This is a genomic window from Streptomyces sp. NPDC044061, from assembly GCF_056434305.1.
The window spans coordinates 40104-59886 of record NZ_JBWKFL010000026.1 but is presented as its reverse complement, the minus strand read 5'-3'; the positions used below and the strand labels follow the sequence as shown (position 1 = coordinate 59886).

The window sequence follows — 19783 nt, the reverse complement described above, 5'->3', positions numbered from 1 at the left end:
AGGATGAACGAAGACGGTCGCCTGGGGACGGAGAAGCAGGACATGGGGGACGTGCACGAGGACCCGCTGGCGGAACTCGCGCTACGGCTGCGTACCCTCAGGGCGCAGCGGGGTCTGCAGATGGGCGGGTTGCAGCAGCGGACCGGGCTGGGGCGGACAACGGTCAGCCAGGCGCTGAACGGCCACATGGTGCCCTCCGAGGCCACGCTGGTGGCTCTGGCGAAGGCGCTGGGCACGGATGTGGGCCCCCTGCTGGCCTTACGCCACGCCGCCGCCCGCGTGCAGCAGGTACGCGAAAGCTTTCCGAGGAAAGCCACCCGCAGGTCGGTACGGCCCAAAGTGCAGCCTTCGTTCGAGGAGCGCTACCTCAGCTACGTCACGGAACGGCATTCTCAGCTGACCGTCGTAGGGCTGGATCTGAGCCGGCCGGAACGTGCGCGCTGGCCGCTCAACGCGGCGTACTTGAGCTTGGAATTGGCGGAGCGGCCGGAAGACTGGCCTGCGGGCAGTGAGGAGGCGAACCGGCCGTCCGTCGTGGTCAAGCGTGCCGAGCACGCGTTGGCCGGCTGCCGACGGGTTCTTCTGCGAGGGCTCGCTGGCAGCGGAAAGACAACACTGCTGCAGTGGCTGGCTGTCGCCACGGCGCGCGATGAACTGCCGGAGGAATTGGCGGACTGGCGGGGGCGGATTCCGTTCATCCTGCCGCTGCGGACGTTGGTGAGGCGTGGCCCCCTTCCGGATCCGCACGATTTCCTGTCTGCGCTCGGCAGCCCCCTGGCCGCCTCACAACCTGAAGGCTGGGCCGATGCCGTGCTCGCCAGGGGGGAGGCACTCGTCCTGGTCGACGGCATCGACGAGGTTCCTCAAGAGCATCGGGGCGCCACGCGCGACTGGCTCGAGCGGCTCTTGGCGGCCTATAGGGACACACGCTTCGTGGTCACGACGCGTCCGTCCGCTGTTCCAGAAGGCTGGCTGACTTCGTCGCGCTTCACCGAACTGTCAGTACGGCCCATGAGTACCGCAGACACTGCGGTCTTCGTTCACCGCTGGCACACCGCAGCCCGACACAATGCGACAACCGACGCCGAACACTCACATCTGCATGATCTCGAAGCAGCGCTTCAGGTCACCGTGCGTGCTCAGCGTGACCTGGCGCAGCTGTCCAGCACTCCCCTGATGTGTGCGCTGATCTGCGCACTGCACCGGGACCGCCGCGGTCATCTGCCTCACAGCCGAATGGAGTTGTATGAGGCAGCACTGTCGATGCTGCTCGTGCGCCGCGACCTCGAGCGCAGCATCGACGTCCCGGAAGGCATTCAGCTCACCGAACACCAAAGCGTCCAACTACTGCAGCGTCTGGCCTACTGGCTCATCCGCAACCGCCAGACAGAGATGGAACGGGCCACCGCCACAGCTCTGGTCAACGACGCGCTGCCGGCCATGCAGGCCGTAGCCGAGCAGGGCGCTGCCGACCAGGTCCTGACGCACCTGGTTGGCCGCAGCGGGCTCCTACGCCAGCCCACCGCCGACACCATCGACTTCGTCCACCGCACTTTCCAGGACTACCTCGGGGCCAAAGCCGCCATCGAAGCCCACGACTTCCCCCTGCTGGTCAACAACGCCCACGACGACCAGTGGGAAGACGTCATCCGCATGGCCGTCGCCCACGCCCGCCCAGCCGAGAGCGCTGATCTACTCCGCCGCCTCGTCGAACGCGGTGATGCCGACGACGAACACAAGGGCAGACTCCACCTTCTGGCAGCCGCCAGCCTGCAGTACGCCACCGAAATCGCACCCGACGCCCGCACACTGGTCGAACAGCGAGCGCGTGTCCTGATGCCTCCCCGATCCTCTGAGGAAGCAGAGGATCTTGCCGCGCTGGGCCCAGGCATCCTAGATCTGCTGCCAGAGCCCCAAGGCCTGGAAGACGACGAAGTGGGTCCAGTCATCAAGATTGCCACCGCCATCGGTGGCGACCAGGCATACGGCTTCCTCCGCCGCTTCGCGCAGTCCCTGCCTACTGACTCAACACCCCACGAACTATGTGAGGGATGGGAGCGCTTCGAAGCTGATCAATACGCCCGCGACATCCTGCTCCCCTACCGAGGGAAAAACCATCTATATATGGACGTACACACCCATGATCAGTGCAACGCGCTGCAACTCCTTAAACCCATCACCCACATCCGCTTTCAAGGAGAATTTACAGAAGATCAGATCTCCGAGCACCTCTCACCCGAGCACACCCACACACTGCACATCTCCTCAGACCGTTTGCTCAGGAATCTGAAATTCATCCGCAAACTCCCCGCCTTGAAGACACTCGAACTATCCGAGTGCGCGCAACTAGCACACCTTGAAGATCTCGCAGGAACCTCTCTCACCAGCTTGAGCCTCACTAACCAACCACGCGAATTTTCCTTCGACGCGCTAAATTCATTGCCGGAGCTGACTAGTCTCTCTTTCTATACACACCTACCGTCAGAGAGCCTTGCGGACGTGCCTGCGCCGGAAGGTTTGACATCCTTGAATCTGGGCTGGACCGACGCTTCTCTGGGTGGCATCTCAAGGTGGCAAGAACTGCAAGAACTGACAATAGCTGATGGGCTAAATAACGCAGCATGGCAAGAAATTGCGACGCTCCCCCACCTGACAGAGCTGTGCATTTCTGGCTACGACCTTAAGCATGCCGTATCCCTACCAAACGTCACCTATCTCCGGCTTATATCCCCGTCAGACCCACAACTAGACTTGATTCCGAACCTATTCCCCAACCTCCAGCGCTTCTTCATTAACTGCCAAAGAGTGCAGTCAGACACCACTGACATCACCCCTCTGAGTCAGATCAAGGGCCTCGAAATCTCCGTCAGCTACGCAAGTAGCGTCACCGGCCTCGAACGATTCACCCCAGAAGCAGTCGGGCTGTACCCACGCCCACGGACAGCGAGCATCTGAACCGCCCTCAGGCCAAGTCCCGCACCGGATCCGACCTCGGCGCCCATGCCGCCGCGACCAGAACAAACGTCCCTCGCACTCCACTACTGCTAGATAATCGACACCCGCGAATGCGACTCCGTGTACTTCGCCGACGTACGCGGCTCCATGCCCGACCTCGTCCAAGCCGTCGGCCGCGCCCTACGCATCCACCCCGGCGACGGCAAGACCGCCTCCCTCGTCGTACCCGTCCTGCTCGGCCCCGGAGAGACAGCCGACAACATGCTCACCAGCCGCGCTTTCGGCGGGTTGGCGAAGCTGCTCACAGCGCTGAGAGCGCACGACACCCAGGTGGTGGAGCAGCTCGCCGAGCAACAGGCCCGAAGCCGCGTACGAGGCGTACAAACCCTCACTGGAGACGAGGAAGCTACGGGCGAGCGAAGCGATCGCGTGTCAGTGCCGGCCCAGCAGCTGCTGAAGTTCTCCACTCCGCGGGACCCCGCGCAGCTGGCAGCGTTCATCAACCTCCGCGTCCTCAGCCCCGAACACGCCCACTGGCGACGCGGCATCGAGGCCTCTGTCATCTACCAGCGGCTCCATGGTGACCTGCGGGTGCCCTTCACCTACCGCGTCCCCACCGCGGGTGGCGACGACCAGGAGCAGGAGGTGGAGGGCGGCGAGGGGTGGCCGGCCTCGCTCGCCGCGCTCCCGCTCGGGCAATGGATCGCCGACGCGCGCCGCTTCTACGCCCGGGGGGATATGGACGCCGACCGCGTGGCGCAGCTGGAGAAGCTGGGCATGGTCTGGTCCCACTACGACGTCGCCTGGGACGAAGGACTCGCCGCAGCCCGCGCGTGGGCAGCCGAAAACGGGCACCTCGCAGCACCAACCGACGCCACCCACCAGGGCTACCGCGTAGGACTCTTTCTCAAGAACGCCCGCGCCGCAGCCCGCCGAGCGGCAGTCAGCGAACAGCGGCAGGCCCAAGGGCTGCCTGCCGCATCGGCGGCCGGGGCGCTGACGATGGAGCGGCGCGAACAGTTGGACGACATCGACCCCGCATGGTGCCCCACCTGGCCCGTCGACTGGCAACGCTCCTTCCACCTCGTCCGCCAGCACCTCGAAGCCGGCGGCACACTACCCACCGAGCCGCGCATGGTCGTACGCCAAGGCGAAGACCTCGGAAAATGGGTACGCGCGCAGCAGCCGGGCTGGGACAAACTCACAGGCGCCCAGCAATGGATGTGCGAACACGTCCTCGGCATCCAACCCGCCGCCGACGACGAAAGACCAAAACCCCGGCGCAGCCAAGCCGACAAATGGGCGACGAACTACGCGGCCGCCACCCAGTACTACCAACGCGAAGGACACCTTCGGGTCCCGAGGAGCCACGTCGAGACCATCGTCATCAGCGGCGAGAACGGCGGCCGCGAGGGCGAGGGGGTGGAAGAACATCACCTACGACTAGGAGCATGGATCAGCAACCAGAGGTCCCGAGCCGCGGCGTTGGCACCCGAGCGGGCGGAGCAGCTCTCCGCGATCGGCATGAGATGGACATAGCCCCGTCAGGTATGGCGAAGGGCCCGGCCCAAATGGTCCGGGCCCCTTTGGATCAACCGCCGGCGTGAGGCTACGCAGTCTTTGTCCCGGTCGTGTCGGGCTGTGACCCCCCGTCGCCCGGGCCGCCAACCATGGCGCTCTGTTTCGCCGCCCCAAGCACGAACTCGCCGACTAAAAGCACTCAGTCACATGGACGGACGACGGCGACGACCCGGCCCCGATCTACAGGTCGAACTCGAGATGCTCGATGGCGGTGAAGCGGACCTCTTCCAGGCTGCCGGCGCGGCGGCCGCTGTCCTGGAAGTACACGTCCTTGAGTGCTTCGGCGGCGATCTGCTGGAGTTGCTGGTCGGTTGCGCCCTGCGCTTGTGCGTCGAAGAGACGGGCGGCGTACTGGGGCGGCAGGGCGACGGTCAGGTGGCGGAGGCGGGCGTCGTCGGTGGTGCCGATCGGGGCGGTGTAGCCGATCCGGGCGCGGGTGTCGATGACGATGCCGGCGGTGGTCGCAGCCCGCTGCCGGGCCTTGGCCCGGATCTGCGGCTGCCACCGCTTCTTCACCTCGTTCTCCAGGCGGGCGGCGAGGTCCGGACGGGGCTTTTTGATCTGGTCCTTGACGTACCGTTCGACGGTGCGCTGGGAGATCCGCAGCATCTGGGCGACGGCTCTTGTGCCCTTGAGCTGCTTGACCAGGTACCGCATCTGCGCGGGCGCGCTCTTGGGCGCCGGGCGGGTGAACGACTTCTGCACCGCGGCGTCCAGGCCGTTGCCGAACAGGCTCATCGCCCTCTCCTACTCTCCGTTGTCGACGTCGGTGACGGTGCCGTCCTTGATATACCGGGCGAGGTTGAGCTCCGGGGCGTCGAACCGCTCACGGACCTCCTCGCCCCACAGGACGCTCTGGGTGCCCTCGTGCTTGACCAGCCCGGGGTTGATGCCGAGTTTGAAGCCGCCCGGCAGCGGCCTGCCGTCCTTATAGGGCAGGAAGTCCAGCGGGGACGGTCCGTCGGACGCGTAGACAGCGCAGTCCGAGAGGATGGCCACCGGGTACTGCCCGGTGAAGGCGGCGTGCTTGACGATCTTGCGGTGCATGTTGATCCGGGTCCGGGAGATGACGGCGGCACGGATGTCGGGGCGCCAGGTGGGCCGGGCAAGGGCCCGCCACGGCTGCCCGGGCTTCCAGCCCTCGCCGCGAGGGCGTTCGCGCAGCTTGCCGATGCCGCCCTTCACCGTCGCCTTGATCGCGGACACCACGATCGCCAGCTGAGGGTCACGCCGGCGGTAGCCGTCCATCGCCGCCAGAAAGTCGGCCGGCGGCAGGTCCGCGCCCACCCCGAGGTCGGCCATCGTGGCGAGGTAGGCATCGCGCAGCCGGTTGTACCAGGCGTCCAGGTAACGGCCGTTGTCGTGGCGGACGTATGCCTCGACCGGGCGCACGTCGTAGCCGAGCTCCACCGCGTACGCCACGGTCGGCGTCGCGTACCAGGCCGGCCCCGTCGGGTTCTCCCCCTTCGGGGTGAAGGGGCTGGGCAGCAGACGTGCGTCCAGGTCCGCCCACTTGTCTTTGGCGAGCTTCACGCGGGAGAGGTCGACGTGGCTGAGGTCGACCAGCCAGGAGCCGGGCAGCTTCGCATCGAAGAGAGGGTTCTTGACGTGCGTGGGCGGGCCCAGGCCGACGTTAAGGCCGTTCGCGCCGGCGGCGAAGGCCATGTTCACATCGATGCCCACCAGGTGGCGGCGCAGGCATTCGGCGTCGGTGAGCGGGCGCGCCCAGTCGTACGCCTCCTCCACCAGGACCTCGGCCGGGGTGCGGTGGTGGAAGCGCGGCAGGTCCGCCAGCAGCGGGTGCCCGTCCGGGGCCTCGCACGGCGCGCAGTCCACCGGATCCTTACCCAGCGAGCCGGGGTTGTGCTCGGAAGTCCGCCTGCCGTCCGCGTCCGGTTCGGAGGCACGGGTCGGCGGATGCAGGGCCGTCATCAGCTCCAGACCGGTCACCGCGGTCGACCCACGCGGCGTCATCACCCGGGCCGCATACGTGCCCAGGAGCCGGGCCAGTTCCGCCGGCGGCAGCTGCCCCGCCTTGGCCCAGTGCCGGGTGTCGAGCGCATCCCACGACGGAATGCACAACTGCACGCAGGAGCGCTCCGAGCCCTGCGCCGGACGGTAGATCCTCGCCCACGGCCCAAACCCCCGCTTCGTCAGCTGCCACTCCGCGCGCCCCAGCTGCTTGATGACCTTGTGGCCCTCCGGGATCCGGCCGGCGAGCCGCTCCTCATCGATAAGGGCGACGGGCAGGCCGAAGCACTCCAGCGCAGCCTCGGTCAGCACAAGCAGCGGGTCGCCGTCCTTACCCGGCCCGGACAGCTTCGACTGACCGAGCCTCGCCTCACCAAGCGTCCACTCCACCAGGGCCGGAATCGACTTCGCCGGCACGTCCAGGACCAGACCGCCCGTGCAGTACGCGAACACCTGACCATCCGCGTCGACATCCACGACCGCCAACGGACCATTCTCGAAACGCTGATCGGTGTCGGCCTCCGTAGGGCCTGCAGGGGCAGCCTTCCGCGCGGCCGGGCGCCGCGACGCCGACAACGGCCTGGCGGTCGGCGCCGGACGCGACGCGGCAGCCGGAGCAGCGGCGTCGGTGATGGGGCGGGACAGGGGGTTCTCGGAAACCGTCACGGCCGCAGCCTCGGAGGCCGGAGCTGTGGATACGAGCCGCGCTTGCGGAACCGAGGCGGGAGCGTGCACGAAGGTCTCCGGAACAGCCGTGTCCGTCGCGGGCGCCGCGGAGTTGGAGTCGGCGGGGTAGAGCTGGGCGAGCTGCTTGAGCATGCGGGCGTACGCGTCCCGCTCCGGCGGCCGCGGCTCGGTCTTGCCGGCCTCCCAGCCACTGACCGTCGCCCGCCGCACCCGCAGCGCGGCGGCCACCTCGTCCAGCGTCAGGCCATGCGCCAGGCGCAGCCGCCTGCGCTCCGCCGGCGGCGGCAACGGCGAGCGGGACGCGATGAGCGCGTCGACCGCGTCGAACAGCTCAGACATACAGAACCTCCTGCCCCGACCCTAGCCTGAAGCGCACCTTTCGCGTACCAAACGCGTACGGATAGCGTAAACGGCAGTCAGGGTTCGCGGTTGCCCCGGAAGGAAGTCCTCAGGCCTGGGTTGTTGCAGGTCCTGAGTCGAGGATCCGCAGTGGTGTCCTGGCTATGCCGAACTGGCCGGAGGGAGCGGCTTGGTGTGAGAGATCTGGGAGTGCAGGCGGCCCCTGTGCGGCACAACGCGGTGGTAGAACGCTCGGGGACGGGCATGGGTGAGATGGTCACGGGCTTGAGCGAGCTGCGAGGCAGCTCTCTACAGCCGTCCCCGGGGAATCCGGTTTGCTTGATCCCCTGGGCATCCGTTGCGAAAGCTCCCGCCCGGGACGGCGAACACGAGACTGTGATGGAGTGACCCATCACCCCGGCCTCCTGCGGATCGCTCCCCTGCGAGGAGAGACGACCTCGTCGCTGATCTGCCGCATCGCGAGCCGCTACGGGCTGGAAGCGAAGGCGTTGCGGTCCTGCTGGCACTGGCACAACCACCAGCCCGGGCACGGCGGCGGGGGTGCGCGAGCCGATGCCGAGGTGCTGCTGAACGCAGCCGGACGGCAGCTCCTGGCAGGCTTGTGTGGCGTCAAGGAAGGCGTGCTGGCGCGGGCGTTGCCGTCCTGGGCGCGGGAGGACGCCAAGTTACTCGCCGAAGAAGACGGAGTGCCGGCGGCGGCGTGGCGGATCGGCGGGGCGGTCGCCGGGCCGGTGGCGTTCGGCTGCCGCCTGTGCGCCGCCGTGCGTACGGGGACGGTCGTGCGGGTGGTGCGGTACGCGCCGCTCTGGTCCCGGGTGTGTGTCCGGCACGGGCGGTGGCAGCTGGACGCGGACGCCGACCAGCCCCACGAGCATCTGGACGTGCGGCACCTGCCGGAGGTGACCGCGGCGCAGCGGCGGTGGGCCGGTGTGGCCCGGCGGGCGGTGCGGGCCGGAGCAGAGCCGGAGAGGGTGTTCGCGCTGGCGCACGCGGTGGTGGCCCGATGGTGGGAACAGGCCCTGCATTGGGAGCGGGAGACGATCTGGCCGCAGCGCCTGCACCAGGTCGCGGGCGGCGACGCCGGGGGTGATCTGGAGCGGTGGCGGATCGTGGGGCGCGACGCGGTCGTCTTCCCCGAGGTGGTGGCCGTCGCGGACGCGCTGCTGGACCCGGCCATGGCCCAGCTGGCATGGCTCGACAGCGGCGCCGGACGGCCGCGGGCGCTGCCCGCCGACGGGGCGTTCTGCCGCCGGCTCGGCCAGCGGATCGGGCGGGAGTGGCTGGGGCCACTGGCCGCCACCGACTACGGCGGCTCGCTGACCTCCTGGATGGGCGCTGTCATCCGCATCCGCCGCGGCGCCGGCGGGCCACCGGGTTACGCCAACGACCCCTGGTGGGTGCGCCAGGAGAACCAGCCCGCCACCATGGCCGGACAGCTGCGGGTGCTGGGCAAGGAGAAGAAGGCGCCCGGCTCGGGGAGGATGTGGCGCGCGGTAGTGCCCGCCGAGCAGCGGGCGCTGATCACCAGCGCGATCGAGAGCGCCGAGGAACAGCTGCTGCAGCTGCGCGGCGTGCAGACCGGCCCGACCGCCGACGTCGCCCAGCAGCTTCTGCGCACCCTGCGCCACAGCGCCGCCCTGATCGACAATGCCTGGCGGCGAACCGCCCTGGTCGCGGCGAACGCCGGGATGCCCCTGGAAGAAGTCGCCCAGTGGGCGGGAATGCCTCCCGACGCCCTGATGAACATGCTGACAGCCGGCCAGGAAGACGGCGGCTGAAGAACCGGCCGGGGAGCACGGGGCGCCCACCAAAGGCCGCGTCAACCGTTAGCGCACGCGGTACCCGTTCGGGGCAGGAATCCCGGAACCCACGGTGCCCCTACGTGGATACGGCTTGGCTGAAGCAGGTGATCAACGCAGGTACAGCCGGGCCGGGGAGCCGGGCAAGGCGGGTGACGGCCGGTCGCGGTACCGAGTTCGAGGCGGTCTTCCTCGACCCCGTCGGCCAGGTGGTCCAGCAGCGGTGGGCGGACGCCGCCCTGGCGGTGGCCTTCGAGGACCTGCCGCCGGTGTCCGCGTTCCCGGTGATCCCGGGCCGGCGCTGGGGGCCTGGGCTGTGGTGGTCGGCCACGACCGGACGGCACGTGGCCGCCGGCTCCAACGCGATGCGTATCCAGCTGATGGCCCTGGACCGCGACCCGCGCGTGACCGCCCTGGCCGGACGGCCAGTCCGGCTGCTGTGGCGCAACCCCCGCGGGCAGGTCCGCTCCTGGGTGCCGCAGCTCTTCGCCCGCTACACCGACGGCACCGCCCTGCTGGCCGACTGCCCCAGCCACCCCGACGCCGGCGGCGAGCGCGCCCTCAACTCCGCCGAAGCCGTCGCGGAGGCGTGCGCGCACATCGGCTGGACCTACCAGCGGCTTGCGCCGCTGGATGAGGTGCTGGCCGCCAACCTGAAGTGGCTGGCCGGCTACCGACACCCCCGCAACGCCGGCCGCCCCGGCCTGACGGCGGCAGTCCTTGAGGAGTTCACCCAGCCGCGGCCGCTGATCGAAGGCGCCGAAGCGGCCGGCGACCCGATCGAGGTCCTCCCCGCCGTCTTCCACGCCCTCTGGCACAGACGGCTGACAACAGACCTGGATACACCGCTGCACGAACACGTCCTGGTCGGCCCCGGCTCCCTCCTCGATGCCGGTGCGGGGGTGCCTGTCGGCCGCCTTCGGAAAGACGCCGGCGAGGGTGAGGACGGCCATGACGAGGAGGCCCAGGACATCAGTCAAACCGCGCAGGACGCGGAAACGGACACAGGCGGCGATGAGGCCGGCGCCCGGCATGAGGAGGCGGTGTGAGCAGCGGGCGGCCGGTGGTGGCGGTCGGGGCGCATGTCCGCTTCCGCGGGTCGCGGTGGCAGGTCGTCGCCCTGGCCGGACAGCGTGTGCATCTGGCCAGCGAGGACGGCAGCGATGAGACGCTGCTGACGGGGCACCTCTTCGCCGACCCGGGCTTCGCCGTGCTGGGAGCGCAGGCGGACGTGGAACAGCCTCAGGCGGTGCCCCGGTGGGGGCTGTTCGAGACCGCCCCGGCCGCGGCGCGGGAGAAGGCGCTGGCCTGGCAGCGGCACGTGAGGGAAGTCGAGTGCGGCCTGCCCGGCGGGCCCGGCAGCGGCGGAGCCGTGCGCGAGCAGTACGACCCCGAACAGCACACGCTGGCCGAGCGGGAGCAGGCCAAGGCCGAGGAGCTGACCGCGCTCGGCTTCGCCCGGGTGTCGCGTACGACGGTGCAGCGCATGCGCCTGGCCTACCGCAAGCAGGGCCTGTGGGGGCTCGTCGACCACCGCACCACCCGTGGCCCCAGTGCTTCAGGGCGGCAGGACGAGAGGGTGGTCGCCGCAGTCAAAGATGTGCTGCGCAAGCAGCGGGGCCGCTCCAAGGGCACCGTCAGCGCGTTGATGCCGCTGGTCGCGCAGGTCCTTCAGGACCGTCACGGCGGCAGCGTGCGTATGCCGGCGCAGGCCACCTTCTACCGGCTCATCCACCAGCTCGCCGGCCCCGCCGACCATCCCACACGCCCCGTGCGCACCCCGCCCATCACCGAGGACGGACGCGGCCACACCCCTACCGTCGCACTGCGGCCAGGGGAGCAGGTGCAGATCGACACCACCCGCCTGGACGTCCTCGCCCTGTTCGACGACGGGACCCTCGGCCGACCCGAGATGACTATCGCGGTAGATGTCGCGACGCGCGCGATCCTGGCCGCTGTGCTGTGCCCGGGCGACACACAGGCCGTGGACGCGGCCCTGCTCCTGGCCGAGATGGCCGTGCCCCACCCAGCCCGCCCCACCTGGCCCGACGCCCTGCGCTTCACCCACACCCAACTGCCCGCACACAAGCGGCTGCTGACCCTGGACGAACGCCTCGAGTGCGCAGCCGCCCGCCCGGTCGTGGTGCCCGAGACGATCGTCGTCGACCGGGGCAAAGTGTTCCTGTCCAGGACGTTCACCGCCGCCTGCGAGACCCTCGGCATCAGTGTGCAGCCCGCCCCGCCCTTCGCTCCCACCGCCAAGGGCATCGTCGAGCGCACCTTCGGCTCGATCAACTCACTGTTCTGCCAGCACCTGCCCGGTTACACCGGCTCCGACATCACCCGCCGCGGCCGCGACGCCGAACGCGAGGCATGCCTGACCGTCGCGCAGTTGCAGGATCTCCTCGACGAATGGCTCGTCCACTGGCACCACCGCTCCCACGAAGGGCTGCGCCATCCCGTCCTGCCCAAGGCCGCGCTGACGCCGAACCAGATGTGGGCCGCCCTCATCTCGGTCGCCGGCTACGTGCCGGTGCCCCTCACCCGGGACGACTACCTCGAACTGCTGCCGGTGCGCTGGCAGGCCATCACCGAACGCGGCATCCGCCTCCATCACCGCACCTACGACTGCGACGCCCTCGGCCCGTACCGCGGACAGCCCTCCCCCATCACCGCCCGCGGCGGGAAATGGGAAGTCCACACCAACCCCCACGACGCACGCCAGATCTGGCTGCGCCTGCCCGACGGAGAACTCGCCGAGATCCCCTGGATCCACCGCGCCCACGTCCACCGCCCCTTCAACGAACAGACCTGGCAGCACATCCGCACCACCATCACCCGCCACACCGACCCCGACAGCCACGAAGCAGAACTCGCCGACGCCCTCGACCAGCTCATGCGCCGCGCCCGCACCGGACACGCCACACCGACCGAACACCGCCTGATCACCCGCACCACACCCGCCAGAACCCCCCTGCCCCCACCACGCTCCGCACCCGGCCATACAGAGCAGGAATCGGAGATCCGTGCAGCAGAGCCCACAGCCCAAACAGACAGCCTCGACCATCTCGACGACACGCCCGACGAAACCCAAGGCCTGGACCAGGACGCTGAGGAAGGCGACGCCAGCTCGCCCGCCCTCCCCTACACAGGCCTCGGGCTCTACGACGCACAGGCGGAGGCCCTGAAGTGGTGAACAGCCACCCACCCGCCAGAAAGAACAGCCACGACCGCCTACTCACCACCGACGCAGCAGACCCAGCGGCGCCGCCCTGGCCGGTGACCACCTGGCAGGGCTGGCAACACTTCGCCACTACCCCTCCGCCCGCCCCGCCCCAGCCCGGCGAGGCGCCCCGCAGTCGCGAGGAACGCCTCGCCTACCACTCCGCGTTCGTCACCGTCCGCACCCCCGCCATCGACACCCTCGCCCGCCAAGTGCGCACCCTGATGATCCTCGGCCGCCACCAGACCACCACGGCACGCCCCAGCCTGATCGTCACCGGCCCCGCAGCCGCCGGGAAAACCACCGCCCTCCTCCACGTCGGACGCACCTGCCACCTCGCCCACACCCAACGCAACCCCATCCCACCCGGCTCAGCCCACCCCCAGGTCCCGGTCGCCTACGTCCTAGTCCCGCCCGGCGCGACCGCAAAGACACTCACCGCCGAGTTCGCCCGCTACCTCGGCATCCCCACAACCACCCGGATGACCCAGGCCCAGATCACCGACGCGGTCTGCCACACCTACAACGCCGCCGGCACCCGCCTGGTCCTCATCGACGAAATCCACCGCCTCAACCCCCGCACCACCACCGGCGCCCAAGCAGCCGACCTCCTCAAAGACCTCACCGAACGCATCGCCGCGACGTTCGTCTACGCCGGCATCAACGTCACCACCACACCCCTGTTCAGCGGGGTACGCGGCGCCCAACTCGCCGGACGCGCCACCCTCATCACCTGCGGCCCCCTCCCCGCCCGCCACGGCCGCACCCACCCCTTCACCGACCTCATCACCGACCTCGAAAACGCCCTCGACCTCACCTCACACCGCCCCGGCACCCTCCCCCGCCACCACGCCTACCTCCACCAACGCACCGCCGGCCGCATCGGAAGCCTCACCCGCCTCATCCGCCAAGCCGCCATCACCGCCATCCAAGACGGCACAGAACGCATCACCAAGGCATCCCTCGAAGCCATCCGCCTCGACCACCTCGCCGAACAACACATGCGCCCCACAAGCACCCGCTGACCAACCAGACACGGGACGGCGAGCCCTCCCCGCAGCGAAACAGACCGCTACCACGAACCCCCACGCCGACCAGGCAAAACACCTCTGACCAGGCAAAAAAGCAGCCAACCCCTTAGACACAGAAGCTACCTACAACAAGAGGGCCACTCTCACTACAACCCCCACAACCCCAGATCAGGCCCCCCACACCCCAAGAAACCGGGCTATCAACCAACCACCAACACCACAGCTCACACATCACCCCACACACCAACTACCCCCCGCCGCAGCGACACGACGCGTAACAAGAAGCAAGACGCCCCACTCCCCCGACGCACACCACCCATCCCGTTCGGCCTCGTCTCTCTTCTTCCTGCAGCCTGGCAAGCGTGGGGGTGTGCAGAGGGGGATGTCGGCCTGCCGACCACGTCTGAGAGGCGTGGTGACCTGCGGATACGTCGTCAGGCGCCAGGTAGGTACGGACAGTTGCCGGACGGGTTGTCGGCACGGTCCACGGCGGGGTTCCCAGCGGCGTTGTCGATCCGTGGCCGTGGTCGAGCCCTCATGGTCGACAGTCCGGTCGGGGCCATCTGATGGCCTACGCCGAACACGCGGCACCCACAAGGACGGTGCCCTGTACATGAGGAACACCCGGCGATGACCGACACCCACACAGGCAACCGCGACCGCCTCGCACTGGCGATACTGACCCAGTACCGGATAGCCACCACCAAACAGATACACCTGATCCTCGCCCCCGACGTACAATGCTGGAGTTTCGCGATGCCCTGGGACGTTGGTAGAGGCGCAACGCCAACGGCAAGATCAAGCGGCTGCGCACTCGGACCATGGCAGGGACCTACACGTCGACGTCCCCTCCGAGGATCTTCGGACTCCGAGGATCCTCGGACGTTGATTGATTCGCGTGCCGACGCGGCGGGGACCGGCCATGGGCCACAGCTGGGACAACCTCAACCTCGCTGGATAGACGAGCGGCCCACGGTAGAGACAGCTCCAGCGGCGTCCACTGAGAGATCATTTACGGGACGGCCCTCAGTCAGCCGCATTCATTCTGAATGCTTACGAAAGGGTTCGGACGGCTACGGCTACTTCTTCGCCCAGTGCTGGGACGCCTTCCCGGAGTCGCAGTCGTACGCCGTCACGCTGCTACCCGAGGCCAGATCGAGGCACTGGCCGCTCTGCACGCTGCGCAGCCTCCCGCCGGAGCCCCTGGTCCAGAACATCGAGGACTGGCCGTACGCCTCACACGAGCCGACCGAGGCGTTGTTGCCGAAGACGGGGGTGACCAGGCATTGGCTGCTGCCCTGGTTGACGACCTTGAACGAGCCGTCCGACGCGCTCAGGAAGGCCCAGGAGCTGTTCGCGTCGTCTGCGCAGCTCCCGTGGATCAGCCCGTTGCCGTAGGCCGTCAGGGTCAGGCAGTGGCCGTTGTCCCCGTTCACGAGGTGGAAGTAGCTGCCCGCCGTGGCGTCCTCGTCCGATGCGGCCGTCGGCCTACTGCCTGAACCGCCCGAGCCACCTGAGCCGCTGTTTCCGCCCGAGCCGTCCGAGGCGCCGGAGTCGCGGGAGCCGTCCTTGGCGTCCGCGCCCGTATCGGTACCGGCGCCGGTGCCCGAGTTCCTGCTGCTCGTCTGCGCCCCGCTCATCCCCTTTCCCTTGCCCTTGCCCGACGGCGGCTTCCCCGGAGTCGCCGTGCCCGAGGGGGACTGGGTCGGGGTGAGCGACGCCGAGACCGTGACCGACGGCGTGACGCGGGCGCCGGCCTGTGGTGCGGAGGTGTTCGGCAGGAGCTGGATCGCGAGGGTTGTACCGGTGACCACGACCACAACGGGGACAGCAGCGAACAGGATCCGGGTACGGCGGCGGTGCTCGCGCGGCTCACGGCGGGGCGTGGACTCCGGCTCTGGCTCGGGCTTCGGCTTCGGCTTCGACTCCGGCTCGGCGGACGGGAGGGTCGGGACAGGGACGGACGGATCCTCGATCTTCGGGACTGGTGTCGCGGCGAAGGCGGCTCGTTCGGACAGCCGCTCGGTGATGGCCTGCGGCCACAGCGGGGCGGTGAACGGCCCGTGCTGTTCCGCGAGTTCGACGAGTTCGGCGGCGGTCGGGCGGGCGCCGGGGTCCTTGGCGAGGCAGGCCGCGACGACCTCGGCGAGCTCCGGGGCCGGTTCGCGCACGGGGTCGAGGTCGGGCTCCTCGTGCACGATGCGGTACAGCACCCCGTGCCCGGACTCGTCGCCGAAGGGCGGGCGCCCGCAGGCAGCGTACGCGAGCACCGAGCCGAGGGCGAACACGTCGACGGCGCCGGTCGACTTCCGTGCCCCCGAGGCCTGTTCGGGCGACATGTAGGCGGGCGTGCCCACCACCATGCCGGACAGGGTCAACTGGCTCTGTTCCGCGGCCTGGGCGACGCCGAAGTCGATGACGGTGACGCCGTCGAGAGTCAGCATGACGTTGGACGGCTTGACGTCCCGGTGCACCATGTCCAGCGCATGTACCTCCGCCAGTCCCGAGGCCGCCTCCCGCAGCAACAGCCACAGCGCGTCGGCGGGCAGCGGAGCGCCGTTCAGTTCGACCGCCTCGCGCAGGGTGAGTCCGGCGACGTACGCGGTGGCGAACCACGGCGGCTGTGCGGTGCGGTCGCTGACAAGCAGCGGCGCGGTGGCCCGCGCGGGCAGCTTGGCGAGGTTGTCCAACTCGTGCCCGAATCGGCGCAGGAAGGCCTTGTCCTCGGCGGCGACGGAGGACAGCACCTGCTTGACAGCGGCGTAACGCCCTTCGTGGACGCCGAGATACACGCGGCCCATGCCACCCGCCCCGAGCCGGCCGATCAGGGGGATGCCCCCGATCCGCCGCGGATCTTCGTCCTCCAGCGGCTCGGCACCGCTTCCGCGCAGCTCTAACACGTCGTACCCGTCTTCCCCGTTCGCGATCGTCACGGGAGTGGACGAGTGCCCGCCCGCTCCCCCCACGGCCGGGCGGACACTCGTGACCCGCACAGGCAAGTCTGGGTCAGCGGGTAGTAGAATTAGAAGTACTTTCTAGAAAAACACTCTAGATCTCTGTAAACGGAACCAACGGAATCGGCGGCACCACATGACTCCCAAGCAGCAACGCGGCGAGGCGACCGTGGACCGCCTCCTCGGCGCCGTGCTGCGCATCTACGCGGAGTCGGGCGAACAGGGCCTGACCGTCAGTGCCGTCACCAAGGCCAGCGGGGTCAGCCTGGGCAGCCTCTATCACCACTTCGGCAGCATCGACGGCCTGGTCATCGCGGCGGAGCGGCGCTGGATGGGCAGGCTGCTCGACGAATTGCTCACCGCACTGCAGGCCGCGCCGACCTCGCGTGACGGCATCGAGGCCGTCGTACGGGCCTATTTCGCGTTCGTCCGGGAACACCCGGACGCCGCACGGCTCATGCACTCCCCATACGGCGACCGCCAGCCGATGCGGAGCGGCCAGGAGCAGCGAGACGCCCAGCGGGCGAGGGTGTCAGCCCTCACCCGCTGGATCCAACCCCGCGTGGAATCCGGCGAGCTGGCCCCGCTCTCCCAGCCCCTCATCGAGTCCCTCGTGCTGGGCCCGGTCGTCGCCATGGCCCGCCGCTGGCTCTCCGGTATCCACGACATCGACCTCGACGAGGCGGCGGGGATCCTGGCAGAGCGAATCTGGCTGTCGGTCAGCGCAGAGCCGAGGTAAACGCAGCCCGCTGGTCGGCCAAGAGCGCGCCCCGATCCCCGGCCGCGGCCGCGCCGCCCATCCCTTACTCCTTCAGCCAAGGGACATGGGCAGAGCAGCCGCAACGGGGATGTCAGCAGGCCGACCACGGCAAAACCGCATGGTGACCTGCACGGACACGGGGACGCCCCTGCAGGCCGCGCAACACCTAGCACAACACTTGACGCAACATCCAACGCAACAGACAGACGCAACCCTTGCCGCAACCTCCTGCTTCTGATCGACCGAGGCGTGCGGTCACGCGGCCTGGACAGCTCGCCGTGCGCGGGCCAGCTGCCGCAGCTCGGAGCGCGCCGCCGGCACCGAGGGCACGGTCTTCCAGTAGGGGTGCCACCACAGCCGTACGGACAGGAGCAGCAGGCGGCGGCGCAGGGCGGTGGTGTCGCGGCAACCGCGTCACCCCTCTCCTCGCCCGCCGGATCCACCACAGCGTCCACGCCCGCGCCCAACACACCACCCTCTACCTCGAAGACGGCACACCCAGCGCGTAACCACATAGAGTCGGGGCCCCTGGCCAGCGAACCCGAGCCCACACGCGACAGCAGTGGGCCGAACGGGTGACGTCGGCCGCCAGCGCCAAGGCGGGACGCTCAGTGCTCCCACACCTCCGGGCCGCCGCCGTGCCACTCGATCAGCGGCGAATTCGCCACGTCCACCTCGTCCAACCCCTCCAGGCCGACACGCTCCAGGAACACCGCCAGATCGTGCAGACCGAATGCGGTGCCCAGCGTCTCGCTGTCGACCTGGACACGCCGGCCACCACCCTCAACGGGCGGGAACACGATCACGCGAGGCTCAGCCATAGCCTCAGCCTCACCCGGCGGCAGGCGATGCGCACTTGGGAAACGGCTGTCAGCGGCGGCCGGTCGCCCCACGGGACACGTTGCCGTCGTGGTTCTTTGTGGCCGAGCGTCACCAACCGGTGTAACGTCATGATCAGCAGTCGTGGTTCCGAAGTCCCGTTCGCCCGTGATCGCAATCGCGGGCGTTTTTGCTGTTCAACGCCTCTCCGGACCAGGGCGATCACCTCCGGATCCGGCACAGTGCGGGACCCGATACGAGTCCCCTCGAAGGAGACAAACACATGGCCAAGGGCACTGTGAAGTGGTTCAACGCAGAAAAGGGCTTCGGCTTCATCGAGCAGGAAGGCGGCGGCCCGGACGTCTTCGCCCACTACTCGAACATCGCCGCCCAGGGCTTCCGCGAGCTCCAGGAGGGCCAGAAGGTCGAGTTCGACATCACTCAGGGCCAGAAGGGCCCCCAGGCGGAGAACATCCGCCCCGCGTAACGCCGAACACGAAGAAGCCCCAGCCGGGATGCACCCACCGGCCGGGGCTTTTCGGTTCTACCCGCCCCCGATGGTGGGTGTCGGTGGCCTCTGAAAAGTGGACCAGTGGTGGCCTTTGAGAGTTGACCCCCTTCAGTGGTCTGGCTCGTTGAGCCGGGCCAGGAGGAAGGGTGATCGACGTGGAGGACTGGGCGGAGATCCGCCGGTTGCACTGGGCCGAGCAGATGCCGATCCGGGCGATCGCGAGGCATCTGGGGATCTCGAGGAACATGGTGCGGCGGGCATTGGCCAACGATGTGGTGCCCAAGTATCAGCGGCCGCCGCGAGGTTCGATCGTGGACGAGGTCGAGCCGCAGATCCGTGATCTACTGCGGCAGTTCCCGGAGATGCCCGCGACGGTGATTGCGGAGCGGATCGGCTGGAGCCGGTCGTATTCAGTGCTCAAGCGCGGGTCAGGGATCTGCGGCCGGCCTACCGGGTGGCGGATCCGGTCTCGCAGACGGTCTACGAGCCCGGCGAGCTGATGCAGTCGACCTGTGGTTTCCGCCGGCAGAGATCCCCCTCGGGTTCGGGCAAACCGGCAGTCCGCCAGTTCTGGTGCTGGTGGCCGGCTACTCGCGGTGGATCATGGCCCGGATGCTGCCGACGAAGGCCGCGGCCGACCTGATTGCCGGGCACTGGCGGCTGCTGACCGGTCTGGGGGCCGTCCCCAAGGCCCTGGTCTGGGACAACGAGGCCGCCGTTGGATCCTGGCGAGGGGGACGGCCTCAACTCACCGAGGATTTTGCGGCATTCGCCGGACTGCTGGACATCCGCATCATCCAGTGCCGACCCGGTGATCCGGAGGCCAAGGGCCTGGTCGAGCGGGCCAACGGCTATCTGGAGACCAACTTCCTGCCCGGTCGAGTCTTCGCCTCACCTGCTGCCGGCTTTGCGGCCGAACTGGGCGGCGATGTCCCCCCCTCTGTCAGCGTCCCCCGCACTCCAGCACGGCGAACATCAGCACGGGTCGGCGCATAGCAGTGTGGACAACTGCGGGCGGAAAGCCCGTACCTCGCCCTCAGGCCACGGGACGCAGGCCTGGTCTGGTCGGACACTGACAGCCCCACTGGCCGCCCGATCTGAACGACGTGTCCGCCGCAGAGCCGCCGGGTTT

The 19783-nt window shown here is 68.8% G+C and carries 12 protein-coding genes and 1 pseudogene; 9 read left to right on the top strand and 4 right to left on the bottom strand.

Annotated features, from left to right (window positions below):
• The first annotated feature begins 3 nt into the window (after positions 1 to 3).
• Together AC07CM_RS34035 and AC07CM_RS34030 are read left to right on the top strand one after the other, a co-directional pair.
• Entirely contained in the window at positions 4 to 2955 is a 2952-nt protein-coding gene (locus AC07CM_RS34035; RefSeq protein WP_478880335.1) for an NACHT domain-containing protein, read from the top strand.
• A 120-nt stretch (positions 2956 to 3075) separates the two neighbouring features.
• Complete coding sequence (locus AC07CM_RS34030) at positions 3076 to 4494, top strand: helicase associated domain-containing protein (protein WP_478880334.1); 1419 nt, start codon at positions 3076 to 3078, stop codon at positions 4492 to 4494.
• Positions 4495 to 4716: 222 nt separating this feature from the next.
• Here the strand turns inward: AC07CM_RS34030 and tpg are convergent, their stop codons facing one another.
• Both tpg and tap read right to left on the bottom strand, forming a co-directional pair.
• A complete protein-coding gene (gene tpg, locus AC07CM_RS34025; protein ID WP_478880333.1) occupies positions 4717 to 5274 on the bottom strand; it encodes a telomere-protecting terminal protein Tpg in 558 nt (185 codons plus the stop codon).
• Positions 5275 to 5283: 9 nt separating this feature from the next.
• Positions 5284 to 7533, bottom strand: coding sequence for a telomere-associated protein Tap (tap, locus tag AC07CM_RS34020; RefSeq protein ID WP_478880332.1), 2250 nt, complete (start codon positions 7531 to 7533; stop codon positions 5284 to 5286).
• 404 nt (positions 7534 to 7937) lie between these two features.
• On the opposite strand from tap, the gene AC07CM_RS34015 reads away from it, so the two are divergent.
• The 4 genes from AC07CM_RS34015 (at position 7938) to AC07CM_RS34000 (ending at position 13601) form a co-directional block, all read left to right on the top strand.
• Positions 7938 to 9332 (top strand): DNA-binding protein, encoded by a 1395-nt coding sequence (locus AC07CM_RS34015; RefSeq protein ID WP_478880331.1) that lies wholly within the window; start codon positions 7938 to 7940, stop codon positions 9330 to 9332.
• Positions 9333 to 9505: 173 nt separating this feature from the next.
• Positions 9506 to 10402 carry a TnsA-like heteromeric transposase endonuclease subunit gene (locus tag AC07CM_RS34010; protein ID WP_478880330.1) on the top strand — a complete coding sequence of 299 codons (897 nt, stop codon included), beginning with the start codon at positions 9506 to 9508 and terminating at the stop codon, positions 10400 to 10402.
• Positions 10399 to 12549 carry a Mu transposase C-terminal domain-containing protein gene (locus AC07CM_RS34005; protein ID WP_478880329.1) on the top strand — a complete coding sequence of 717 codons (2151 nt, stop codon included), beginning with the start codon at positions 10399 to 10401 and terminating at the stop codon, positions 12547 to 12549. Before AC07CM_RS34010 ends, AC07CM_RS34005 begins: the two co-directional genes overlap by 4 nt.
• 83 nt (positions 12550 to 12632) lie before the next feature.
• Positions 12633 to 13601 (top strand): TniB family NTP-binding protein, encoded by a 969-nt coding sequence (locus tag AC07CM_RS34000; protein ID WP_478880388.1) that lies wholly within the window; start codon positions 12633 to 12635, stop codon positions 13599 to 13601.
• Positions 13602 to 14686: 1085 nt separating this feature from the next.
• Here the strand turns inward: AC07CM_RS34000 and AC07CM_RS33995 are convergent.
• Positions 14687 to 16507 carry a serine/threonine protein kinase gene (locus tag AC07CM_RS33995; protein ID WP_478880387.1) on the bottom strand — a complete coding sequence of 607 codons (1821 nt, stop codon included), beginning with the start codon at positions 16505 to 16507 and terminating at the stop codon, positions 14687 to 14689.
• 190 nt (positions 16508 to 16697) lie between these two features.
• Between AC07CM_RS33995 and AC07CM_RS33990 the strand changes: the two genes are divergently transcribed.
• Positions 16698 to 17300, top strand: coding sequence for a TetR/AcrR family transcriptional regulator (locus tag AC07CM_RS33990; RefSeq protein ID WP_478880328.1), 603 nt, complete (start codon positions 16698 to 16700; stop codon positions 17298 to 17300).
• 629 nt (positions 17301 to 17929) lie between these two features.
• On the opposite strand, the gene AC07CM_RS33985 is transcribed toward AC07CM_RS33990, so the two are convergent.
• On the bottom strand, positions 17930 to 18142 hold the full coding sequence (locus AC07CM_RS33985; protein ID WP_478880327.1) for a hypothetical protein: 213 nt from the start codon (positions 18140 to 18142) through the stop codon (positions 17930 to 17932).
• Between the two features lie 281 nt (positions 18143 to 18423).
• Between AC07CM_RS33985 and AC07CM_RS33980 the strand changes: the two genes are divergently transcribed.
• Complete coding sequence (locus tag AC07CM_RS33980; protein WP_388446727.1) at positions 18424 to 18627, top strand: cold-shock protein; 204 nt, start codon at positions 18424 to 18426, stop codon at positions 18625 to 18627.
• A gap of 170 nt (positions 18628 to 18797) precedes the next feature.
• Positions 18798 to 19575: pseudogene (gene istA, locus AC07CM_RS33975) on the top strand (IS21 family transposase); the annotation flags it as partial.
• Positions 19576 to 19783: the final 208 nt, after the last annotated feature.

Coding starts and splice junctions, on each gene's coding strand:
- AC07CM_RS34035 (WP_478880335.1), top strand. CDS start 4: ATGAACGAAGACGGTCGCCTGGGGACGGAGAAGCAGGACATGGGGGAC.
- tpg (WP_478880333.1), bottom strand. CDS start 5,274: ATGAGCCTGTTCGGCAACGGCCTGGACGCCGCGGTGCAGAAGTCGTTC.
- tap (WP_478880332.1), bottom strand. CDS start 7,533: ATGTCTGAGCTGTTCGACGCGGTCGACGCGCTCATCGCGTCCCGCTCG.
- AC07CM_RS33990 (WP_478880328.1), top strand. CDS start 16,698: ATGACTCCCAAGCAGCAACGCGGCGAGGCGACCGTGGACCGCCTCCTC.
- AC07CM_RS33985 (WP_478880327.1), bottom strand. CDS start 18,142: ATGGCTGAGCCTCGCGTGATCGTGTTCCCGCCCGTTGAGGGTGGTGGC.
- AC07CM_RS33980 (WP_388446727.1), top strand. CDS start 18,424: ATGGCCAAGGGCACTGTGAAGTGGTTCAACGCAGAAAAGGGCTTCGGC.